General features: G+C 55.6%; 18 protein-coding genes. 15 read left to right on the top strand and 3 right to left on the bottom strand.

Annotation, left to right across the window (positions count from 1 at the left end; translation table 11 throughout):
- Positions 1-111: 111 nt before the first annotated feature.
- Positions 112-1044 carry a helix-turn-helix domain-containing protein gene (locus tag M4951_RS02570; protein ID WP_262024922.1) on the top strand — a complete coding sequence of 311 codons (933 nt, stop codon included), beginning with the start codon at positions 112-114 and terminating at the stop codon, positions 1042-1044.
- 38 nt (positions 1045-1082) lie between these two features.
- Here M4951_RS02570 and M4951_RS02565 read toward each other — a convergent pair whose 3' ends face one another.
- Complete coding sequence (locus tag M4951_RS02565) at positions 1083-2693, bottom strand: sigma 54-interacting transcriptional regulator (protein WP_262024921.1); 1611 nt, start codon at positions 2691-2693, stop codon at positions 1083-1085.
- A 224-nt stretch (positions 2694-2917) separates the two neighbouring features.
- On the opposite strand from M4951_RS02565, the gene M4951_RS02560 reads away from it, so the two are divergent.
- The 4 genes from M4951_RS02560 to M4951_RS02545 all read left to right on the top strand — a co-directional run bounded on the left by M4951_RS02560 (position 2918) and on the right by M4951_RS02545 (position 5795).
- A complete protein-coding gene (locus M4951_RS02560) occupies positions 2918-3454 on the top strand; it encodes a carboxymuconolactone decarboxylase family protein (protein WP_262024920.1) in 537 nt (178 codons plus the stop codon).
- Positions 3455-3556: 102 nt separating this feature from the next.
- Complete coding sequence (locus tag M4951_RS02555) at positions 3557-4180, top strand: YkgB family protein (protein ID WP_262024919.1); 624 nt, start codon at positions 3557-3559, stop codon at positions 4178-4180.
- A 41-nt stretch (positions 4181-4221) separates the two neighbouring features.
- A complete protein-coding gene (locus tag M4951_RS02550; RefSeq protein ID WP_262024918.1) occupies positions 4222-4710 on the top strand; it encodes a nuclear transport factor 2 family protein in 489 nt (162 codons plus the stop codon).
- Positions 4711-4829: 119 nt separating this feature from the next.
- Positions 4830-5795, top strand: coding sequence for an alpha/beta fold hydrolase (locus tag M4951_RS02545; RefSeq protein WP_262024917.1), 966 nt, complete (start codon positions 4830-4832; stop codon positions 5793-5795).
- Positions 5796-5967: 172 nt separating this feature from the next.
- Here M4951_RS02545 and M4951_RS02540 read toward each other — a convergent pair whose 3' ends face one another.
- Complete coding sequence (locus M4951_RS02540) at positions 5968-8973, bottom strand: DUF6493 family protein (RefSeq protein WP_262024916.1); 3006 nt, start codon at positions 8971-8973, stop codon at positions 5968-5970.
- Positions 8966-10330: an SWIM zinc finger domain-containing protein gene (locus M4951_RS02535; protein WP_262024915.1), complete on the bottom strand. Its 1365-nt coding sequence runs from the start codon at positions 10328-10330 to the stop codon at positions 8966-8968. The genes M4951_RS02540 and M4951_RS02535 overlap by 8 nt, the downstream gene beginning before the upstream one ends.
- Before the next feature lie 600 nt (positions 10331-10930).
- Here M4951_RS02535 and M4951_RS02530 point away from each other — a divergent pair.
- The 10 genes from M4951_RS02530 to M4951_RS02485 all read left to right on the top strand — a co-directional run bounded on the left by M4951_RS02530 (position 10931) and on the right by M4951_RS02485 (position 23853).
- Positions 10931-11446: a sigma-70 family RNA polymerase sigma factor gene (locus M4951_RS02530; RefSeq protein WP_262024914.1), complete on the top strand. Its 516-nt coding sequence runs from the start codon at positions 10931-10933 to the stop codon at positions 11444-11446.
- Positions 11443-13212 (top strand): FecR family protein, encoded by a 1770-nt coding sequence (locus M4951_RS02525; RefSeq protein WP_262024913.1) that lies wholly within the window; start codon positions 11443-11445, stop codon positions 13210-13212. The genes M4951_RS02530 and M4951_RS02525 overlap by 4 nt, the downstream gene beginning before the upstream one ends.
- Positions 13213-13230: 18 nt before the next feature.
- A complete protein-coding gene (locus M4951_RS02520) occupies positions 13231-16284 on the top strand; it encodes a PSD1 and planctomycete cytochrome C domain-containing protein (RefSeq protein ID WP_262024912.1) in 3054 nt (1017 codons plus the stop codon).
- Positions 16285-16372: 88 nt separating this feature from the next.
- The gene (locus tag M4951_RS02515) at positions 16373-17734 is read left to right on the top strand and encodes a DUF1501 domain-containing protein (protein ID WP_262024911.1); all 1362 of its coding nucleotides are present in this window, start codon (positions 16373-16375) and stop codon (positions 17732-17734) included.
- A gap of 79 nt (positions 17735-17813) precedes the next feature.
- Positions 17814-18794 (top strand): DUF1559 domain-containing protein, encoded by a 981-nt coding sequence (locus tag M4951_RS02510; protein ID WP_262024910.1) that lies wholly within the window; start codon positions 17814-17816, stop codon positions 18792-18794.
- 63 nt (positions 18795-18857) lie between these two features.
- A complete protein-coding gene (locus tag M4951_RS02505; protein WP_262024909.1) occupies positions 18858-19268 on the top strand; it encodes a hypothetical protein in 411 nt (136 codons plus the stop codon).
- Positions 19269-19747: 479 nt separating this feature from the next.
- Positions 19748-21298, top strand: coding sequence for an arylsulfatase (locus M4951_RS02500; RefSeq protein WP_262024908.1), 1551 nt, complete (start codon positions 19748-19750; stop codon positions 21296-21298).
- Positions 21299-21489: 191 nt separating this feature from the next.
- A complete protein-coding gene (locus tag M4951_RS02495) occupies positions 21490-22449 on the top strand; it encodes an AAA family ATPase (RefSeq protein ID WP_262024907.1) in 960 nt (319 codons plus the stop codon).
- Between the two features lie 7 nt (positions 22450-22456).
- Positions 22457-23377: a DUF58 domain-containing protein gene (locus tag M4951_RS02490; protein ID WP_262024906.1), complete on the top strand. Its 921-nt coding sequence runs from the start codon at positions 22457-22459 to the stop codon at positions 23375-23377.
- Positions 23374-23853, top strand: a complete 480-nt coding sequence (locus M4951_RS02485) for a DUF4381 domain-containing protein (RefSeq protein ID WP_262024905.1) — start codon at positions 23374-23376, stop codon at positions 23851-23853. Before M4951_RS02490 ends, M4951_RS02485 begins: the two co-directional genes overlap by 4 nt.
- Positions 23854-23872 lie beyond the last annotated feature (19 nt).

Here is a 23872-nt window from a genome sequence, read left to right as displayed (position 1 = left end):
GACATACGGACTCCCGCAGAGAAATCCTACATTTACGACATGCGGGTACTACGCATATCACCCCTGAATCCTGTTGAAAAGTTCTGTCTGCGACGAAGCGGAAAAACCTTCATGAATATGGCCGAGAGCTTTTTTCACTATCTGCCGATTACCGATCGCGACATGGAATTTGGCTTCTATGTCACCGGCGGCGGTCGCGGCGTCGTCCCCCCCGACTCGAACTATCCGCCGGACCAACACCCTGGCGTCTACCAATTCTCGTGGGCGGCTGGACGCCAACTGCCGGAATTCCAAATTCAATTCATCAGCGAAGGACGCGGCGAGTTCGAGTCAACGCCGACCGGCCGGGTCAGCATCGAACCCGACACGCTCTTCCTGCTGTTTCCCGGCGTGTGGCACCGGTATCAGCCGGTCCGCCCCGTCGGCTGGACCGAACGATGGATTTCGCTGCACGGCGAGTTCATGCATCGCCTGCTTGAAAACAGCACGATCTCGCCGAACAGCGCCTTGGTTCGACTGGAGATCGGGCAACGTGCATCGCTGCTGCAGACGTTTGATCGCCTGCTCGATCGAATCCATCAAGATCCATCGCGACACTCGCCTGCCGTTTGCGCAAACGCGTTGGAGTTGCTCACGCTAGCGCTCGAACTGTTGCCGCAACAAGCGGAGAACATCGCTTCCGTCCGCAACGGACGCGTCAGTCCTGTTCTGGATCCGATCGTGAACAAAGCGCTTGACATCATCTGGACGAGGAGCGACCGCCCGCTTTCAGTCAATCAGTTGGTTGACGCTCTTCCTACGACACGACGAACCATGGAACGCAAGTTCATCAGCGCACTTGGACATACCGTACTGGATGAAATCAATCACTGCCGCTTGCTTCGCGCGAAGCGCCTGCTGACCGAGACCAATCTCTCGGTCAAATCGGTCGCCTATCTGGCCGGTTTCGGCGGACAAGAGCGATTCCGGCGACTGATGATCGCCAAAGAAGGTTGCCCGCCTGGCGAATATCGTGATCGAACTCGCTCCAGTGATTCTGAATAAGACGAAACTTCCGATCGCGTTTCATCCACTCAGGCGACTCAGCGCCGAGCGGGAAATTGAATCCCCAGTTTTTTGATCCGCGACGCCAATGTCGTCGGCTTTAGTCCCAATAACTCCGCCGCTCCTCCGACGCCAGAAACCTTGCCGTTGGCCGCTTGCAGCGCCGCGACAATGTTATCGACCTCAAGTTGCCGGATCTGAGCATCGGTTCTTATGGAAACATCCTTGACAACTTCGACAACAGGAGAAGCGGCGACGGATGTATCCGGCAACTCGATATTCAAGCGAACGCCGGTCGATGTGATGACGGCCCGCTCGATGACGTGCTGAAGTTCGCGCACATTGCCGGGCCAGTCATATTGCTGCAGTCGCTGCGCGGCCGCCAAAGTCAATGATGATTTCGAGCGGCCGACTCGGCGTGCAGCTAACTCTAAGAAGTGATCGGCTAGCAAAGGAATATCTTCCTTTCGTCGACGCAGCGCCGGAACCTCCACGGGAAACACGCTCAGTCGATAGTACAGATCTTGACGAAATCTCGCTGCTTCCGCCTCTGCTCGTAAGTCGCGGTTGGTCGCTGCGATTAATCGCACGTTGACGTGTCGCGTCTGTTCTTCGCCGACGCGTTCGAGCTCTCCTTCCTGCAGTACGCGCAGCAGCTTTGCTTGCAGCTCGAGCGGAATCTCGCCGACTTCGTCGAGAAACAACGTTCCTCCTTCGGCCAATTCAAACCGCCCAACGCGATCGCGCAGCGCACCGGTGAACGATCCCTTGGCATGTCCAAAGAATTCGCTTTCGTACAGTTCCCGCGGAATCGCCGCGCAGTTGACCTTGATCAACGGACGATCGGCCCGTTTGCTACGACGATGAATCTCCCGGGCCACCAACTCTTTCCCCGTTCCACTCTCCCCCAAGATCAAGACTGTCGCGTCGGTCGGCGCGACTAAATCAATCTGTCGCGACACCGCTTCCAGGGCTGGGCTTTGCCCAATTAGTTCGCCGAATGCGCCGGAGCCTTTCAGCTCTTCACGCAGATACTCATTCTCCAACTCCAGCTTTTTACGCAACGTCTCGATCTCGGCAAACGCCCGCGCCATGGCGATCGCGGCGGCGGCGTGATCCGCGATCATCCGCAACCATCCCATGCACTCGCTCGCGATCGGCTGACGCACAAAAACTGCCAACACGCCGAGAACCTTGCCGCGATGGATTAATGGTTGTCCGGCAAAGCCCTGAATTCCTTCGGCTCGGACCCAATCAGGTCGAGCAATCCAATTGGGCGGAGGATCAGAGAGCTGGGGCTCTTCCAGCGCAATCCCGCTCGCGGCGATTCGCCCTACTTTACGTGCGCCAAACGGCATCCTGCGGAAGTCGCCGTCGGTGGCTGTCCATTCGGCGTGCGGCGAAACGGCGGAACGTCCGCCGCTGGCAACAAGCTGGAGACATTCCGTCTGCGACTGACACAGCTCGGCGGATCGACATTCTGTGCATTGGGTCGTGGGCTCCGCGAGCCAAATCCGCGCTAAAGCAACCTGCTCCGAGCTGCTCAACCGCTCGACAATCAGCTTCAACAACTCGGCGACGGAGTGCTGCAGCGCCAAGTCGAGCAGCAGCCGCTTGGGATCGTCCAGCAGAGGAAATAACGACGCCATACGCCTACGGCCCCCACGAGATTTCGTGAACAGTTTACGAACATTCGTCAATTAACGATATCTCGTAAGCGGCAAGCAAGCAACCAAATACCCCTAAACCCATACGTAACAACAACTTCAACACTCTTCCTCTCGTTGGCACGGGAAATGAATTAACGCTCTCTCCAGAAGCCGCAACCGAGCGGCCCCGAAAACCAACCACGCTACGCAAGGGAGAACGAACTATGTCACGCCTGAACGCAATCGCCCCAGAGAACGCTGAAGGGAAGTCCAAAGAGATGCTGGAAACGGTCGGTCGAAAGCTCGGCATGGTTCCCAACATGATGCGTACCATGGCGAACTCGCCTGCTGTTTTGGAGGGCTACCTGTCGCTGAGCGGCGCCCTGGGACACGGAAAACTCTCCGCCAAAGTCCGCGAACAAATCGCCCTGGCGGTCGCCCAAGCGAACGGATGCGATTACTGTCTGGCCGCCCACTCGGCGGTCGGCAAGATGGTCGGCCTGACCTCAGACCAAATCGGTGATAGTCGCAACGGCCGTTCGATTGATCCCGCGACCGACAGTTTGCTTCGGTTCGCTCGCCAGATCGTCGAAACACGCGGGCAGGTCAGCGACGCCGATGTGCAAGCAGTCCGCGACGCCGGTTTTGACGAGGGCGCTATCGCCGAAGTCATCGCCGGTGTCGCACTCGATATCTTTACCAACTATTTCAACATCGTCGCGGATACCGAGGTCGATTTTCCTCGCGCTTCATCTCTCTAACAGATTTAGCGTGCTCGCGAAGGAGTTATGGCCGCATCATGTGCGGCTCACTCCTGCGAGTCATGTCCGTTCGCTTAGAAATGGTAATTAAAGAGACTATCCATGAACCGAATGAAGACACTTTTTGTTGGGGCCGCAAAGTTCGATCGCGTCGGCATGAACCTAACTCGGATCGGACTGGTAATCGTCCTGGTTTGGATCGGCGGCCTCAAAGCGTTCCGCTATGAAGATGAAGGAATCGTTCCTTTTGTCGCCAACAGTCCCCTGATGAGCTTCTTCTATCAACAGCCTGAAGGGGAATACCGGCTGCATCGGAACCGAGAAGGGGAACTATCGCCAACCAATCAACAGTGGCATCAACAAAATGGCGCCTATTTATTCGCTTACGGCCTCGGCTCCGTCATCGTTTGCCTGGGCTTGCTGATCGCAACTTACCCTTGGCTTCCCCAGGTTTCGGCGGTCGGCAGCTTTCTGGTCTTCGGCATGTCGCTGGTGACGTTGTCATTTTTAATCACGACGCCAGAGTGCTGGGTGCCGGCGCACGGGAGTCCAGAACACGGGTTTCCACTTTTGTCCGGCGCAGGGTGCTTGGTAGTGAAAGACGCAATCATGGCAGGCGCCGCGCTGGTCACGATGGCCGACGCAGCCAAGACCTACCTACGGCAAGCCGATCCGATCACGATGGCGACCAATTCAGAATCGCAACAACGCGCGATCGCTCAATGATCGCACAACGCAATCTCTCACCGCAAATTAGGAGTTAGAAAATGACCACCAATCTTGCTTCGACTCGTCCCATCGTGATCGCGCCGCCGTTCACGCTGGAGACCGCAATCCAAAAAGTTCGCATGGCGGAAGATGGCTGGAACTCGCGAGATCCCCATCGTGTCGCGTTGGCCTACACCGAAGACTCGGTCTGGCGAAACCGCAGCGAGTTTATCATTGGACGTGATGCGATCGTCAAGTTCCTCACCGGCAAATGGGACCGCGAGCTCGACTATCGGCTAACGAAATCGCTGTGGGCGTTCACCGACAATCGCATCGCGGTCCGCTTTCAATACGAATGGCATGACGCGGCAGACAATTGGTTCCGTAGCTACGGCAACGAGCTGTGGGAGTTTGACGAGCAGGGATTGATGCGACGCCGCGAAGCCAGCATCAACGACGTGCCGATTCACAAATCTGACCGCAAGTTCTTCTGGCCGGCGCCAGGTCCGCGGCCTGCGGATCATCCAGGCATTTCAGAGATCCAATAGGAACTCACTGCTTTGCTTTCCAAAGTTTCATCGCCAAGTGCTTTGAAGTCGTCTTCAATCGACTCAAAAGCTCAAGTTCAAGTCACGACCTTCCACCAACTTTCCTGGAGTAATAAAAAATGACACATAGAACGAAATGGAATCTAGCGTTCGCTCTCGCGATGCTGACATCATTGGCCTTAGGCCTTCCCGGTTCTGCGCTCGCGCAGCAATCGTCCGTCGTGAAATACAAAACGGCTAAGGTCGGCGATCTCGATATTTTTTACCGAGAAGCCGGCCCCAAGGACGCTCCCGCGATCTTGTTGCTCCATGGTTTCCCCACCAGTTCGCAGATGTTTCGTAATTTAATCCCCGCGTTGGCCGACAAGTATCATGTGATTGCGCCCGACTATCCCGGCTACGGTCATAGTTCGATGCCGTCGCATGACAAGTTTTCCTACACCTTCGATCACCTGGCGCAAGTGATCGATAAATTCACGGAACAAGTCGGCCTGACGAACTACGCGTTGTATGTGCAGGACTATGGCGCTCCGATCGGGTTTCGTCTGGCGTCGCAGCACCCCGAGCGAATCACGGCCATCGTCGTACAAAACGGCAACGCCTATGACGAAGGTCTCGACAACGATTTCTGGCAGCCGGTCAAAGCCTACTGGAACCAGCCGACGAGCCAAGAGAAGCGAGACTCGCTGCGCAAACTGCTTACTTACGACGCCACCAAGTGGCAGTACGTGCATGGTGTGAAAAACCCAGAGCTCGTCAGTCCTGACGGACCGGCGGAAGATCAGTTTCTGCTGGATCGTCCCGGCAACAACGAGATTCAACTTGACATGTTTCTCAGCTACGGCAGCAACCCGCCGCTCTATCCAAAGTGGCAAGAATATTTCCGCAAGCATCAGCCTCCCATGCTGATCGCGTGGGGCAAGAACGATTTGATTTTCCCGGCCGCAGGTGCGGAGCCTTACAAGCGAGACCTGAAGACGCTGGAGTTCCACCTGCTCGACGCTGGGCACTTCGCTCTAGAATCGAACGGCGCCGAGATCGCTACGCTGATGCGAAACTTCCTAGGCAAGCACGTTACCAAGTAGCCGATCCAACTGCCGGCTCCTCTTGGATCCGACCAAGGGGAGTTCGGCAGTTCACGTTTCATGCAAAGAGAGAATCATCATGTCTACGCCCTCGGAATCGCTGCACTAGCGCAATTCCAAAAAATTCAGAACTGGCGTTTCAGACTACGAAGGGAATTGCCTTGCCGTCTCTTCAAACCGCTTTGGCCATCCTTGCTTCTAAAGTATGAATCCGATGTTGAAGTGCAAGATCGATAATCCGCTGAGAGGACTCAGGCGATGCGGTTCTTTGCAGGAGCAATTTGGCGATCTTGGGCCCTTTGCCAGATCCTTTTAAACTTCTTAAAAGCTCCAGACATCCGGGGTGCGAGATCGATTGCTCCAGGTCGATCGAAAGTTGCAGCAGCAGTTCCAGCAGTTTGGCCCAATCTCGTGGGAGCGACTTCTCATCGATCGAAAGCGCTTGCTGCAGCGATTGTTGGATCACGGCTGCGTGAACGGTTGAAATCCGCGCCGCTTCGGCCAAGGTCTTGGCCCAACGCACCGGCTTCACTAAGCCCGTGGGCAATAGTTGGTGCAGGATTTGGCCGAGATTGTCGCTGCCTAGTCGTCCATCTTCAATCGTCGCAATCGTGACGTCGGTCGCCAGGCCATGCTCGCCGGGATCTTTAGCGCCCAGGCCGATCGCCAGCAGCAGCAGTCCCATCTCGCGCAGCGGCGTGGTCGGCTCGAACAGCGGCTCTAGAAATGTCTTGTTCTGCCATTCTGCGCCCCACCAATCCAGGTTTTCGGCCAAATCGAAGGCGGCGACGGCGAAGTACGATTCGCGGGCCTGAGGCCAAATCGACGCCGTCCAAGCAACTGCGTCGCTACTGCGCCCCCCTGCTCCACCCAACTCAAACCGACAGTGATCCAAGGTTCCATTGATGGCCCGATAACAAGCGGTGACGCAATACGGGTCAAGCTTTTTGGGCGCCGGTGGAAGGGACTGAAGCCCGATCCGCAATCTTTTGGATCGAGTCTTCTCAATGATCAACTCATGCTTCGCCGCCTGCGCCGTATCGGGACCTTGATCGGGAAACGCCGCAGCGACTTGAACGTCGTTGTTCCAGGGCGCACGACAACGGGCCGCTGCGAACCACAGCGGCGCCGTCTCGCCGATCGCAACTTTGGGGGCTCCCAATGCGTAACGGACGGCCTGGGTAAGCTCCGAGGAATTGCTCTTTAGTTGAGCCAGCGCTCCTTTGCGATCATCGGGGGCAAGCCGTAACAATGCGAGGATCACATCGTAAAGATCAGGCTCACTTTTGCCGCTGGCGCGCACGCGCTCGACAAGTACGTGGGGATCAATCCAAGCTCCCTGGTGCGTCGGCGCGCTCCAAAGCGCAGCAGGTTTTCGCTCAGCGACGCGTTTGGCGATCGCTAAAATACGTCGAGAGAGAAACCCAATCGGCTTATCCAGATTTCCACTCAGCGCTGAATGCTCCTCCCCTTCCAACGTGTACTGAACGACCGCATGTCTGTTCGACGTTTTCCGCTTCCCTTCTAACACGATCCCTGTACACCAAGCGTAGATCAATCCGCAAAGATCATCCCCGGGGCCGATCCCCGCAAACGGGAAACGATCTTTCTTGAGCAGCTTGACAACGCGCTGCAGCAAAGGAGCGACACGGCTATCAAAATCATCCGGTCGCACATCACAGAGGCGTGAGATCCCGTCGTAGGCGCGCTCCACATGATCGATATCTTTCGCGTCTTCAATCAGTCGCGAACAGGATTCGATCAATTCGTCGAGATCTTCTATCGGTGCGATCTTGGCCTGTCCCGGCAAACGAGGAATGTCGGTTCCATCGAAACGGACCGCAGGGATCGTGGTCGTACCTTGCTTTCGACTTTCCAGCAAATCGTCAATCGCGAACAGCTTTCGCAGCTTGGGGTCAATCGCTTTGATTTGCTGCAGGTCGACCGGCGCCGCCGATTCCTCGGCAGGAAGTGCGACTTCGACCGATTCGCCAGTCGTCGCCAACCAGGCGTCGAATCGTTTTCGCTCGGAAGGAGCAATCACCGACGCGTACTCTTGAAACTCGCGGACGAACTTCGAGTTGTTCGAGTCACCGTAGGTTTCGATCAGGCCGAGCGTATTGGCTTGCACCTCGGCGATTTCGTGTCCCAAGGCCGGCAATACAACGAAAGCCAGATCGGATTTCTCAACCTTGCTTTTCTTGGCGACCGTATCGAGCAGCTTCAACGCTTTGTTGACAATCCCCTTTTGCCGAGATTGCAGCACGGGTCGAATGTTCGCGATCAGCAACTTGGGATCGATCGCTTTGGCTTTGGCAAGTTGCTCCACTTTTTTGTAGGCCCAGGTGACAACATTGGGCGCCGAAGCGCCGAGTAGGTGCAGATACTGCGGAGCAAACGCCGCCTGCTCTTCTTTCGTGGGCTGTAAAGCGTCATGAAAATCAAGGAACCACTTCGCCCGATAGTGATTGAAATCGCGCTCTAGCGCATCGAGCGAGCAAGTCAACAGACGGTCGCGAGACAAATCGCCGGTCGCGGCCAACGCGATCAGCGAATCGCTCCATTTTCCCCCGAGACTCACCTTATCGCAGTTGGCTAGACTGTTATCCCCTCCGCCTTCGTATTCAAACAAACGCCAAACGTCGTCCTCCAGCAAGGTCGGATCGCTGCGCAACTTCGCCTCTAAGGAGGGCTCAGAATCTCTCGCCAATCGAGGCCCCTTGAGAGCGCCGATCATTCCTAAGTAATAGTTGGGATGCTCAGGCTTCTCCAAGAGTCCTGACAAGACAAGCCGGCGGATTAGTCGCCAATGCCCCCAATAACGTTCTGCGTCTAACTGCTGCTGCACCCACTGGACAATCCAGTCAGGTCGTCGATCGACGAAGATTTCGTACATCAGGTCCTCGCTGATGCGCGCCTGCCAACCCAGTTTTTTCAGCTCCGCCGCCGTCCCGGTAGAGAACACCGCTACCGCGATGGTCTCGGTTGGCATGTGATCTCGATAGTTGTAAGTGCGGGTCTCGGCATCGAAAGTGCGCGAGTCGAACGACTTGCGCAACCAATCAATGCATTTCGGCGCCAAGCGTCGCCGCTCTTGCTCTGGCATTCCCAGAAAAAAGTCGCGACACTTGCCGAGATCGCCCGACTTCAAAATGTCTTCCAGCGGTTGCTTACTCATCGCTCCTCTCTTCCCAATAAACGCTGGCCGCCAAAATGTGTTTGCAAGGCCCGCGACTCGACGCGTGCTTGGAATACCAGGGACAAGTACACTTGGCGCCGTCCGCCGACAAGCGAACGCGATGCTCTACTTGACCACTTTGAACGAAGACTTCGACCGCAGCGCCGTTCTTCGCGCCAAGCCGAACTTTCCCCTCGGCAATCAGTTTTCTGGCGTTGACCAGACGCGGCTGCAACTTTTCGACTTCGTCCAAGCGAAACGGCAACTCGCGTTGAAAGTAAGAGGATGCGCCGAGATCAAAACCGACTCGGCCACGCGTGCCCAATACAACCAACGCCTGTCGCACTGCCTGCGGCGTTAGCCCAAGTTGCGTCACCAGGCTCTCTTCATCCACGACTGCATCCCAGTGCAGTTGCGACTCGACCTTCATCAGAGCGTCATCTTTATCACTCTGCGCAAGCGCATCCAATGCCTGACCTTCCCCCGAAAAGCCTCGCCATACTTCAGGGCTGATGACCAGGTGAAATCGCGAATCGTCAAAAACCAGCTCCCAGCCCGATGCACCTGTTACTTCGTCTCCATAGATCCGCAGTTGTTTCGCCTGCGTCGTCAAATCTTCGAGCACGCGCAGACGCTGTAGTCCGCCAACGCGAACCGACTTCGCCGTTTCGCGTTGCGTCAATCGCAAACCGCCGCCGGTCGTCGTCACAAACATTTCACGGCGACTGGTGCTCGATCGTGGCAATGATCGAAAAAACCGCCGGGCCTCGACGCCGCTTACCTGGTGAACCAACTGCATCCGACTTTGACAGGCTTGGACTTCGACGAGCCCTCGCAGCCAGCGATAGGGAAGTTGGACTTTCTTCTCGACGACGGTCTGGTCGTTCTTCGCCAGTTCAACGCGATCCGCGCCGACAAACAGTGAAATATCATCACCTTCACGCACCATCGCGAGCGCCGCGAGCATCGGTTCGTTGAAATCAACGTTCGTCGTACCGCGGCCGAACATCTCGCCGTCGACCGCACGGGGATGCAAGTCAATCCGGGCATAGACGCCACAGCAGCTGGAAAACCCTTCAAAACGAAGTCGATCATCACTGCTGGTGACAATCGGATCCGACAGCATGACAATCCGCTGCAGCATGGCCGCGGGAATATGGTAACGCGTCTGGACAACCTGCATCAGCTTACGCAGCATCTCGGCCACGCGTTTCGGCCGCACCAGCTTGCCGCGAAAGAAACAGGGATGCGGATCGTCGCCAGCAGAGTACGTCGCGAGCTGTAACAACTGCGCAGCAGGATCAAGCCGTGAAGGTTGCAAGTAGTTATAGGTGTAATCGAGAGCTAGTGCGGACATAGACGCTTACGAGTGAGCCCGGCTGGTTGAGAAGAAGGGATTCGAAACGGAGAAGACGGAAAGTTTTGACAATACGTCGCCGCGCGATCTGGAGAAGGCAGAAAAAGAGAGTTTGTCACCCATTCAAACTAGTTAGGACGGACGATGGTTATACCGCATTTACAAGCCCAGAGCGACGAATTCCTTCTGGTCGTATTTCACGAAACGCACAGTTCTCCAACTGCTTTTGCGGCACATTGCTGATCGAAACGCAACTCCAAAGCAGCGCGTAGAATCCGCGATGAATTTGTAGGCATATCGACGACTCGCATCCGACATTCGTCTCGATATTGCGCTTACAAATTCCGGTGACCGCTTAGTAATCTAGAGAAAAACGAGAATTGCTGACATTTTCTCGTTATGAATCGTGAATTTTAGCTAACTCCCAATAGCGACTTTTGTGATTAGCGGGGGATTCGAATTGATTACACGGTCCTAGGCGCTGCTACGCCCGTTTTGTCATTAGAAGCTGGAGTATTCATCATTACCGACCATGACGACCAGCGATTGACGGAATCCAGGCCTGGATTCCAACCGCCACTCGCACCGACAAGGAATGAGTTGGACGAGGAATTCGTCACGACGATGGCGCGACATCAGCTTCCGCTGACCGCTTTTCTGAGGACTTTTCTCAGGTCGCCGGCGGACGTGGATGATGTGCTGCAAGAGACCAATCTGGTTCTGTGGCGAAAGCGGGAGGAATATGACCCAGAGCGACCATTCGCAAGCTGGGCCTGTCGGATCGCCCAATTGCAGACGCTGGCGTTTCTCAAATCCAAGGGGCGGAAATCGCTGATCTCTTTAAGTGAGAATGTCATTGAAGATCTAGCCAATCGAGCCACGATGCAACTGAACCAACTTGACCAGCGAGCGGAAGAGTTGCGCAACTGCGTCGCCAAGTTGCCATCATCTCAGCAGTCGATCCTGCAATCACGATATCAGCATAACGTCTCGGTCAACGAGTTGGCGAAACGCTTGGGACGTCAGCCTCAGGCAGTTGCGATGACGCTCTATCGGTTGCGAAAGTCGCTGAAAGAATGTGTCGAACGCGCCTTGAGTGCGGGGGCGGCGCAATGAGCGATCAAGTTACAACCGAATTGCGGCTCGAATTCGAGCAACTGATCGTTCAAATGTTCAATGAAAACTTGACGGCCAGTGAAGATGCTCGATTGATGGAAATCGTGGCAAGTTCGCCCGAACTTCGCCAGCTGTATGTCGATCAGATTTTGTCCGACACGCTCCTACGGTGGACGTACGCCGACTGCTCAGAAGCGGCTGCTGAATTGATACCCGATTTTGCTTTGGAAGCGCCCGTTGAATTGGCGCCAAGTCAAACGCTAGTTTCGGTGAAGCGCGAATTCCGAAGCTGGTATGGAGCAGTCGCTTCGATTGCAGTATTGCTGGCCGTTGCTTTCTGCGCAGTATTCCTGTGGCCAACGAGGGACAAGAAAACCGCGGCTCCTCTCCTTGTGTCGGGACCTCAGCAACCGGCCGTCGTGGCTATGCTGATCGATAGCGAAGATGCCGTCTGGGCCAATTCGATTGGCGAGTTGAAGTATGGCATGTCCTTTCGAGAGGGAGAGCGTCTCGCCTTAGATTCGGGACTCGTGCGACTCGCCTTCGAATGTGGAGCTGGGGTTACCTTGAAAGGGCCGGCTATCCTGGAACTCCGTTCCGCCTGGAAAGCGGTTCTACATCGAGGCAAGCTGGCCGCGGTCGTTCCGGAAGATGCACGGGGATTCACCGTTCTGACGCCAGACATGAAGATCGTCGATCTCGGGACGAAGTTTGGGGCCGAAGTCGATGCTACCGGACAAGCCAAGGTCCAGGTGTACGAAGGGGAAGTCACCGTACGTTCTCGCAAAGCTCCCGAGGCCGAAGAATCATTGCTGCTGAGTTCCAAAGTCAGATCCCATTACTCTCAGTCTCCTGCCGACTTTACTGATATTCACCTGGCGAGCGTCGATTCCAGTGACGTTGTTTCCTTGCCTTCGCTGGAGCAGCTTCAGCTGGTGCGCACCGGCCAGTATCCTCCGGCCATTCAATCGATGCCGCTTTCGGAAGCGCTGTCACGCTTAGGCGCTTCCTCGGCTTCCGATCAGCCGTCGAATTTCTCGCAGGCCTGGTTGGCGGAAGACTTTTCCCCCTTTCAGCACGCCGATTCGGGACGAGAGGGACTCCACCCTTGGATTGTCGACGGAAAATTTGCACGCGTTACGCTCTTGGATACCCCACTGCGCTGGCAGTCTATCTCAGGCGATCCTTACGTGATTGAAATGGATGGCCGTGATCCCGCGTTTCCCTCGCTCTGCAATCGCCTGGAAACGCGCCTGCCGGGACGAATTGCCCAAGATTTTTACTTCAGTTTTCTCGGCCGATATCAGGGACTCGATCCGAACGATTTCTTCGCACTCTGGTTCGACAATTCTCTGGATGTGGGAGTTAGCCACTCGGCGAAACCGAATGCGGGAATACGTTTCGGCGAATACTTTGCTCGAGCCAAGTTGGACCATCAAGATGGTCGTCCGGTAATGGGGAACGATGTTCGCTTCTTTCTCGTGGGACGCGTTCGCAAGTCGAGCAAGGGCAAATTCAACCACCTGGAGTTGTGGATTAATCCTGACGTGGAATCGATCGGTCCGCCCGATCTCCAGGTCAAACTTCCTCCAGAACAAGGCGCGGCGTCGCTATCCACGCTGGGATTCCGGATGGGGAAAGACACCGAACCGCAAGACAAACTTTGGATTGATCGCTTGCTGATCGATTTCAGTCTGCAAAACGTTCTGCAGGCGAGACCATCGACCGACAGTTCCCCGAATCCACCTGCGATCTCCCCTAAGTAAGCGGAAAGGCTTGCCTCCATGAAATTGCTGAATTCACCGCCCAGGATATTGCTTTCGTGCCTGATGGGACTCTTTGGAGTGACGTTGGCATCGGTGGAATCACTTGCGGATCCTTTCCCGGTCGTCTCCGATCGCTTTGTTCCGTCCACCGAATTTTCGGTGGAAATCCCTGGGACTCAATTGATCGATGGTTGGCAAGGGGGTTGGAAACTATCGAATTTCTCCCCCGCTGCCTACGATCCCGCTCCACCTACGGATTGGCCGCCGGTCGTGATTCACGGCACCGGACAGCGTAATAATCCGCTGCGTCGTCAACTGAGCCGCGTTTACTCTGAGGACGAACTATTTGTCGGGTTTCGCTTTGTCTACCAACCCAATCCGCTTGCTGCTGAGCCTGATCCAGAGTTCTTCGTGCTCTGGCTTGATCGCACGGAAGGGAGCGATCACGCAGTCCATAATGCTGCGATTCCCAACATCGGGATTCATCAAGCGGATCGTGGCGCAAGCAAAGGGCGAAACGTCTTTATGCTTCGTTTCGGTTCTGGGCAAACTGCCTGGAGTCAGCATGAGCTGGAGCCGGGAAAAACCTATCGGTTGATCGCCCGTTTGTCGAAAGAAGTTCCGGGAGAGCGCAACGACTACAGCCAGATGGAACTGTGGATCAACCCAGAGCCCGAATCTCGTGAGTTGCCGAATCTAAAAATCAACCGCCAGGCCGGCATCCACCAGATTCACTGGGTCGGCTTTGCGACCGGCGCAAAAACCGAAGTCGAGGATCAGATTCGCGTTGGCGATCTCGTTCTTTCCTCGAGTTGGGATGAAGCTTACGAGTTTCTGTACGCCGCTCGGCCTGCCGCGTCCGAAAAGCAGGGAAAGCCGAAATTCGCTTGGAAAGAGACCGTCGACTTCAAACGCGATATCTATCCGCTGCTCCTGGAAAATTGCTTTGAATGCCATGCGGGTGAATTTCCCGACTCGGGATATCGTCTTGACGTTCGTAGCGAACTGCTCGGGCACAGCACCGGGCACGCTTTGGCCATACCCGGCGACAGTCGCAACAACCCCTTACTGCACGTCCTCACGTCGAACTCCGATTCCGAACGGATGCCGCCGGATGGAGACCCCTTATCGGAAAAGCAGATCGCATTGATCCGAGCTTGGATTGAACAGGGACTTGACTGGGACGACAAGCTGCTTCCCGAGCCGCGTATCGAATCAGAGCACTGGGCCTTTCAACGGGTCGAACGCCCTGAAGTTCCACAAATGGACGGAACGGCGCATCCCAATCCGATCGACGCCTTTCTCGCGGCTCGTCAACATGCGCTGGGTCTGACTCCATCCGAAAAAGCAGATCGACGAACCCAGATTCGCCGGCTCTACCTGAACGCGATCGGCCTGCCGCCCACAGAAGAAGAGACGGAAGAGTTCCTGCAGGATCAATCTCCCGAGGCATATGCCCGACTCGTAGACAACGTGCTGGCTTCACCGCATGCCGGCGAGCGAACGGCTCGCATGTGGCTCGATCTGGTTCGTTGGGGCGAGAGCGAGGGGCATCAGCACGACATCCCACGTCCCTTCGCCTGGCGGTATCGAGACTATGTCATCAACAGTTTCAACAGCGACAAGCCTTACGATCAATTCCTCCAAGAGCAATTGGCCGGTGACGAACTGCAGCCCACCACCGACGAAGCGGTGATTGCGACCGGATTTCTCGCTGCGGCGCGTATCAGCGGCAATCAGATGGATAAAGATCTGCAACGTACGGACGTGCTGTTCGACATCGTCGATAACACGGCCAGCGCCTTGCTTGGTCTGACGATGGAATGCGCCCAATGCCATAACCACAAGTTTGAGCCGATCACCCAACGAGATTATTACCGTTTTTACGCCTTCTTCTCGCGCGGGCAGATGGGGAATATTCGTTTGTTGAATACGGAGAACCCTGCGGCCCAAGAAATCCAGCAGTGGTTTACCAAGAACTCTTACAAGTTCTACCTGAGCGAAGCCAAAAAACTCAAGATCGATCCCGCCGAGTATCCGGCTCATACATGGGGCTATTATTCGCCGGTGACCGGAAGCCAAGAGCTGGAATACTTGCCGGTGGTCAATCGATCTCCCTTGCCCTACTCACCCGAATTTTTAAAGCGCGTCGAAACCCATATTCTGATTCGCGGTGATGTGAGAAGCCCCGGTCTGCGCGTCGAACCTGGTTGGCCTGCAGTCTTGGGGACGATTCCTTCCGAACTCACCCCCACTCCGCGACAGGCGCTCGCCCAGTGGCTTGGCAGTCGTGACAACCCCTTGGTTGCCCGGATTTGGGTGAATCGAATTTGGCAAATGTACTTCGGTCGCGGAATCGTAGCGACCTCCAGCGATTTTGGAACCCATGGCTCTCTGCCAAGTCATCCGGAGTTGCTTGACTGGCTAGCCGTGGAATTGATGGAGAATTCCTGGAGCACGCGACACATTCAACGACTCATCCTCACCTCCAGCGTCTATCGCCAAAGTGCGACATTCAACGCCGAAAATTATGCCATCGATCCAGAGAACGTCCAGCTCTGGCGCTGGCCGCAACATCGCCTGCAAGCGGAAGCGATTCGCGATTCTCTGCTAGTTGTCACCGGGGAGCTCAATCGGCAAGTCGGCGGCCCCAGCGTAGCGCCCCATCAGGATGAACAGCAACTTCGGCGAACCATCTATCTTTCGCAGCGGCGGAGTGAACTTCCTGATGTGATGCGAATGTTCGACGGACCAGAAGCTCTCCGCAGTTGTTCCCGTCGAGAAACTTCGACAGTAGCCCTGCAGCCGCTCTATCTGCTCAATAACCCCTTCGTGGTGAAACGGGCGACATTGTTGGCCAGTCAGATTCGTGACAAAGCGAGAGACGATCATCGCCTGCAGATCAAACTTGCCTTCTCACGAATTCTGGGACGCTCACCCACCGAGTCGGAAATCAAACGTTCCCTGGCGATGCTCGAGTCACACGAAGCGGACGAAGAAAGTGAGCGACGAACGCTTACGCAACTGCTGCACTCCCTGATGAACCTCAACGAGTTTGTTTACCTGCCTTAGTTTTTTCCCATTGAAAGCCCCGCCTGTGTTTGACATTTCCATGAATCGTCGAGTTCTGTTTCAGGACGCCGGTCTCGGATTCGCGGCCATGGCTCTGAATTTACTGCTGCAACAAGACCAGGCGTGGGGCACGCCATCCTCTACCAGCGCCACGACGAAGCCTCACTTCCAGCCGACCGCCAAGTCGGTGATCTTCCTGTTCATGTCAGGCGGACCAGGCCATGTCGATACTTGGGACCCCAAGCCGCAACTCTCAAAAATGGATGGAGAGCCGGTGCCGGCAAGTATTGTCGCCAATGTTCCTAACATTCCGCGATCCGGCGTAAATTCCAAGCTGATGGCCTCTCCGTTCGGCTTTCAGAAATATGGTGAGAGCGGCATCGAAGTTTCAGAACTGTTGCCGCATACGGCGCAGCATGTCGATGATATCTGCGTGTTTCGCTCGCTCAATCATCGCATTCCCGTCCATGGACCGGGAGAATGCCTAACGCTGACGGGATCGGGACTGGGCGATCGCCCCAGCATGGGATCGTGGGTCACCTATGGCCTGGGAAGTCCGGCTCAGAATCTACCAGGATTTGTGGTGCTTTCCTCTCAGGAGACCGGTCCGGCCGCACAACGCCCCGGTTGGGCGTCTGGATTTCTTCCCGCTCGCTACCAGGGAACTCTGCTCGATAATCAGCAGGGAATTCCTTACTCCGAAATGCCTCGGCTCTATTCCGAGCATGATCGCCGCAAGCAGCTGGATTTCATCCACTGGATGAATGAGCGGCATCTTGAACAACAAGCTCAAAATTCTGAGCTCCTAGCTCGTATCGAGTCGTACGAACTTGGTTTCCGTATGCAGATGGAAGCCCCGGAAGTGCTTGATCTTTCAACCGAATCGGCCGACCTGCAAAAGGCCTACGGCATCCACGAAAAAGCGACCGCAGCCTTTGGACGACAATGTCTGCTTGCGCGGCGACTCGTAGAACAGGGAGTTCGGTTCATCCAGTTGCGAAATGGCGGCTGGGACGCACATGGCGCTCTGAAATCGAATCACATCAATCGCTGTCGAGCCACCGACCAGCCGGTCGCGGCGTTATTGGCCGACCTCAAGCAACGGGGCCTCTTGGATGAAACGCTTGTCGTCTGGGGAGGAGAATTCGGTCGTACGCCAACCACCGAAGGGAGCCGCAAGGGAGATTCTCGCGGACGCGATCATTCGCCTGCTGGCTACACCATGTGGCTGGCCGGCGGAGGCATTCAAGGCGGACAAGTGATCGGTGCGACCGATGAACTTGGCTTCGTGCCGATCGAGCGCCCGCTATCACCGCACGATCTGCACGCGACGATTCTGCATACGCTGGGGATCGACCAGCACCGCTTGATTTATCCGCACAACAACCGTCAGGAAATCCCTACCGTCCTTGGTGGTGAAGTTATTCATGAAGCTTTAAAGTCCGGATGATCTTCCGACTTCATTTCGATTCCTTTCCAGGCGTCCTGCCTGCTCCTTATCAATTCCGTCTTTTCAAGGGTAAATACGAATGACTAGTTCCATCGTAGAGAGAAAACGGCGCTGCGGATTCACGCTCGTCGAACTCCTTGTCGTGATCGCGATTATCGGCGTCTTAATCGCACTCTTATTGCCGGCGGTTCAGCAGGCGCGCGAAGCGGCGCGGCGTATGAGTTGCGGAAATAATCTGAAGCAAATCGGCCTGGCTTTGCACAATTACCATGATGTCTACAACACGATGCCTCCCGGCGGCTTTCGCTACATGAGCGACATGCCGTCCAGCACCAACGAAAACACGGCGTTCGGCGCGACGTCGCACAGCTATTTGGTGGCGATCTTGCCGTATGTCGAATTCTCGGCGATGGCCGATCAGTTCAACGACATTCAAGGCTGGCGCGGACAGCCGAATCGACGCGTGGTGATCGCCGTCCCCCAGTCGTATCAGTGCCCCAGCTCCACATTGCCCCGTTCCGATCATGTGGACGAAACGCTGCTTAACTCCGGCACCACAGTCATTGGTCAGATGTATGCCGGTCACTACGTGGGCAATATGGGCCCCATCGGACCGGGGTACAAACTTTTTTGCAAAAAGCCATCCGACAGCGGGTCCGCCCCGAATTGCGACTCGGGCAACGAAATCTCGGATCAAGGCATCCTGGGCGCGAACAGTAAAATTGGTTTTCGAGATATCACCGATGGGACGTCCAATACGATCATGGTGGGTGAACTTTCCACCAACAATTATCCAACCGGAGAAGCGGCTCCCCGCGCCTGGTCGCGCGGTTGTCCTGATCACTCTTGCGGCATGGCCAAGAACGTTAAGTTCGGGATCAATATCCAGGGATTTGTTTCCGGCAACTTCAACAACATGAGTTTCAGCAGCATGCACAGTGGAGGCGCTCAAGTGCTGCTGGCCGACGCCAGCGTGAGGTTCGTCTCGGAGAACGTCGACATGGACGCGTACCTGGCGACCGCTAGTCGTAATGGTGGTGAAGTGAAGACGGTCGAATAGTCGCCCTCTTCGTTTCTGGGAAGAGCTCTCCATTCAATTCCCTCGTTATTGCAGGATCATTTGATGTTTCGAATCGCCCCCCATGCGTTTCTGTTTCCGCTGCTTGCAGTATCTCTAACGCTCTTGATAAGCGGTTGCGGAAAAGTCGAAGGACCGCCCCGCTACCGTGTCTCTGGCCACGTGACGTTTAGGGGAGAACCGGTTCCCGCCGGTTCGATCATTTTCACGCCTGATACGCAGAAGGGAAACGCCGGTCCTCAAGGCACCGCGCGCATCATCAACGGCAACTACGACACCACCGACGCAGGACGCGGCACGGTGGGCGGCCCTCATCAAGTGCATGTCATCGCGACCGACTCGAATCTCTCCGCAGACGCCGAGTTGGTAGGGCCCCTCGCAGAGCACACTTTTGACATCGATTTTCCGCAGGATGCGACGATCCAAAACTTGGAGATTCCCAAATCGGGAAGATAGAAACTCCAACAATGCTTAGCGTCGCGCCAGTCGCCGTCGGCGCTTCGATTGCGAGAACCGATCTGCAACGCGACGAAATCGTCAATCGTCTTGAGTTCGCATCGTTCGCTTGCTCCCATAGCCAGCATCGGTTCCGCATGGATTCAATCACCCGGATAGAGCACGGCCAGTTTTCACTCCGGTATTCTCCCAACCCATCTTGCTCCGATGGGTTCTTCTCTTGGACCTAGGGACCGGCAATTACTTTTCTTCGACATCGTCGCTGCGCCCGGTCAGCATGCCTATCGCGTTTGTGAGGGCCAATCGGTGAGAGACGTTATTTTGTGATGAAAATACCGCCTCTTGGCTAGATTTTCGGGATGGATAAATTCGGCAAGAATGGATGATTTCCTCTCCTGACAAAGGTATGCTTAGTGGGAAAGGCAGCCTACTCTCGGCATTCAGCCAGAGCCCCATCTACAGTTACTAGAGGAGCAACGATGAAATTGCGAATTGTATTTCGAGCCCTCGCGATCACATTGATCGCCGCATTAGGCGGCGTCGCGACGCTTCGCGCCGCAGACAAACCAAATATTTTAGTGATTTTTGGCGATGACATCGGTCAAACCAACGTATCTGCTTACTCGATGGGTTTGGTTGGTTATCGAACTCCGAATATTGATCAGATCGCTCATCAAGGCGCTATCTTCACCGATTACTACGCAGAGCAAAGTTGCACCGCGGGACGATCAACATTTATCACCGGTCAATACACGCTGCGAACAGGACTGTCCAAGGTTGGATTGCCAGGCGCTGATCTCGGCTTGCAACCAGAGGACGCCACGATTGCCGAACTGCTAAAGCCGCTGGGTTACGCCACGGGGCAATTTGGTAAGAACCACCTTGGAGACAAAGACGAATTCCTGCCGACCAATCACGGCTTCGATGAATTTTTTGGCAATCTCTATCACCTCAATGCCGAAGAGGAGCCGGAGAATCACAACTATCCTCAAGATCCCGAGTTCCGCAAGAAGTTTGGTCCGCGCGGCGTGATCAAATCGAGCGCTGACGGCAAGATCGAAGACACCGGTCCGCTGACCAAAAAGCGGATGGAAACGATCGACGATGAGACTTGCAACGCGGCGATCGATTTTATTGAACGCCAAGCCAAAGCGGACAAACCGTTTTTCTGCTGGTGGAACGCGACGCGAATGCACTTTCGCACGCATGTCCGCGAAGAGCATCGCGACAAGCCTGGTTTGACGGCCCGTACGGAATACGCCGACGGCATGATCGAACATGACAACAACGTCGGGCAGTTGCTCGCCAAGCTGGATGAGTTGAAGTTGGCGGACAATACGATTGTTCTCTACACAACCGACAATGGTCCTCACAAAAACTCGTGGCCTGACGCCGGCCTAAGTCCGTTTCGAAACGAAAAGAACTCGAACTGGGAAGGCGCCTTCCGCGTTCCGTGCGTGATTCGTTGGCCTGGGCACATTAAGCCGGGAACCGTTTCTAACGCAATGGTGAGCGGTCTTGACTGGTTGCCGACCTTCCTGGCTGCGGCTGGAGAACCGAACATCGCCGACAAGCTGCTGAAAGGACATCAAGCAGGCGACAAGTCGTTCAAGGTCCACTTGGATGGGTTTAACCTTTTGCCCTATCTGACCGGGAAAGAAGAAAAACCGCCCCGCGAATCGTTCTTCTACTTCAACGATGATGGGCAAGTCGTTGCTTTGCGATTTGAGAATTGGAAACTCGTCTTCCTGGAACAGCGCGCTCCGGGAACGCTTCGAGTCTGGGCCGAACCGTTCGTGGCGCTTCGCCTTCCCAAGATGTTTGACCTGCGGGCCGATCCGTACGAACAAGCCGATATCACTTCCAATACCTACTATGACTGGCTATTGGATCATGCGTTCCTGCTGGTTCCCGCTCAGGCCTACACCGGTAAATTTCTGGAATCGTTCAAAGAATTTCCGCCGCGCCAAAAGCCAGCCAGCTTTAGCCTGGATCAGATTATGGAAAGCCTGCAGGAGGCTTCCAACTAGTCCGCCAACCGAAGAAGGTTAGCGATCTGAAAACCGATGGCGTCCCTGCACAGGGACGCCATCTTTCTCAGACAACTGCAGCGAAGTTGAGAATTCTCCGTGCGCGCGTAAAACGAGAGGGTAATCAAGGTGCGCCTCGGCCTATTTGACTCAACGCAATTCTTTTCAAACTCCGCTCTCGAAGGCGATTCATGGACGCTCGCGACTCTTTTCTGCAATTATCCCAATCGCTCAATTCGGCCGTCATCGGTCAACCTGAAGTCGTCGAACGTTTGTTGATCGCCATGTTGGCCGACGGTCATGTGCTGATGGAAGGTCTGCCTGGCACGGCGAAGACGCGCTCGATCAAAACGCTTTCCCAACTGATCGACAGCCAGTTTAGTCGAATTCAGTTTACGCCTGATCTGCTCCCTTCTGATGTGACAGGCGCTGAGATCTATCGAGAACAGAATGGCGCGTTCGATTTTCAACCAGGCCCGATCTTCGGCAATCTGGTGTTAGCCGATGAAATCAACCGCGCACCCGCCAAAGTCCAAGCGGCATTGCTGGAAGCGATGGAAGAACGACAGGTCACCGTCGCCTCCGAAACCCATCCCTTGCCCGATTTGTTTCTCGTCTTGGCGACGCAAAACCCGATCGAGCAGGAAGGGACCTATCCGCTTCCCGAAGCCCAGATGGATCGCTTCTTGCTTTATGTAAGAGTGGATTACCCGGCCGGTGACAACGAACGGGCGATCCTGCGACTCGTCCGCGGCGAAAAGTCAGGGCAAGCGGAACAGGCCCCGGCCAAGATTTCGCAAGAGGTGATCTTCGCAGCCCGCAAAGAAGTCAACGCAATTCATGTGGCGGATGCGGCCGAAAAGTATATCGTCGACCTGGTTCTCGCTACCCGCGAACCGAAACGATATGAAGGAGATTTGCCGCAGTGGATTCGGATTGGCGCGAGTCCCCGCGGAACGATCGCGCTGGATGCCGCCGCGAGGGCGCATGCCTGGCTGCAAGGGCAAGATTTCGTCTCGCCAGACAATATTCGCGCTGTCGCTCCGGCGTGCCTGGCCCATCGCATCCACTTGACCTACGAAGCGGAAGCCGCTGGCGTCACGCGGACCGATGTAATCACCTCGCTGCTCAAGGCTGTTGTTCCTACGTAAACCAGGCATGGAAGATCGAATTCAAATCTCGCTCGAAGAAATGCTGCTGCTAAAAGCAGAGGCCCGAGGGTTCTCTCTCCAACCTCGTCAGCCTGTCGCTTCGTTACTGGCGGGTCGACATGCGTCTCGTTTACGCGGGCGCGGTTTGGCGTTCGAAGAACTTCGTCAGTATCACCAAGGAGACGACGTTCGGACGATTGACTGGAAAGCCACAGCCCGGTTGCGATCTCCGCAAGTTCGAGTTTATAGCGAAGAACGCGAACGCCCGGTGTTGTTTGTTGTCGACCAACGTTCTCCCATGTTCTTTGGTAGTCAGAGAGCGATGAAGTCCGTCACGGCGGCGGAGTTGGTCGCGATTGGAGCCTGGCGAGCGTTGAGCTCTGGGGATCGGGTCGGCGGGATCGTTTTCAATGAACAGGAGATTGTCCAGGTCCGACCTCACCGCAGCCAAACTCGCATGCTGCAGCTATTTCATGAAACGGTCCGTTTCAACCAGCGACTGGCCACAGGAGAGCAAGTCACCGGAGAACTCGCGCTGAACGATGCGTTGCGTCATGCGTTAAGTGTCGCCAATCATAGCCACCTTGTTGTGATTGTGAGTGATCTGGATGGAGCCGATGAACAGACCGAGCGGTTATCGACTCAAATTGCCGCGCATAACGATGTACTAGTGGTCGCCGTTTACGATCCCCTAGGAGCATCGTTGATCGGCTCGCCTGGGATGATTGCCGCCGATCGAGGTAAGTCTTGGAACATCCCGGACAGCTCGCAGTTCGCCGATGCTTTTCGCGTCGCTTTCCAGCAACGACTGGATCGGTGGACGCAATTATTCCACAACCTGCGAGTACCGGTTTTGCCGATCACTACCGCCGCTGCCGTAGCCGGACAAATTCGCTCCTTGCTCGGAGACAGACCAGCTCAATCATGAAAGACGACGCGACAAGTCTCGACAAGCTGCACGATATCGTCGTCCCGCCGGAGGTCTCCTGGTGGCCGCTTGCGCCTGGTTGGTGGGTCTTGTTGGCGCTGCTGCTCACGGGAATCGTTTATTTGCTCTACCGCAGTTGGAAGGACTGGCGCGCCAACGCCTATCGCCGGATTGCATTGAAGGAACTTCTCACTGCAAACAGCGTTTCGGCTATTTCCGAACTTTTGCGACGCACGGCGCTGAAGGTTGCTCCCCGTTCTGAAATCGCGTCACAAACCGCAAACGCCTGGCCTGATTGGTTAGCGAAATGGGTGGCGAAACCGATCTCCGATTCGTGTCGTCAACAGCTTGCCGATGGAGGTTACTCGGCGGCGCATGACGCGTCGGATCTCGGCGAACTTCGAGGTTATGCGGCCAACTGGATCAAGTTCCATCGCATTCCTGAGAACCCCGAAAATACGAGCGAACAGACGTAGGGATCCGCATGTTTGTCTT

Source organism: Blastopirellula sp. J2-11, from assembly GCF_024584705.1.
Lineage (GTDB): Bacteria > Planctomycetota > Planctomycetia > Pirellulales > Pirellulaceae > Blastopirellula.
Note: the sequence above shows the minus strand (reverse complement) of the source record. Positions and strands in the feature narration are given on the sequence as shown.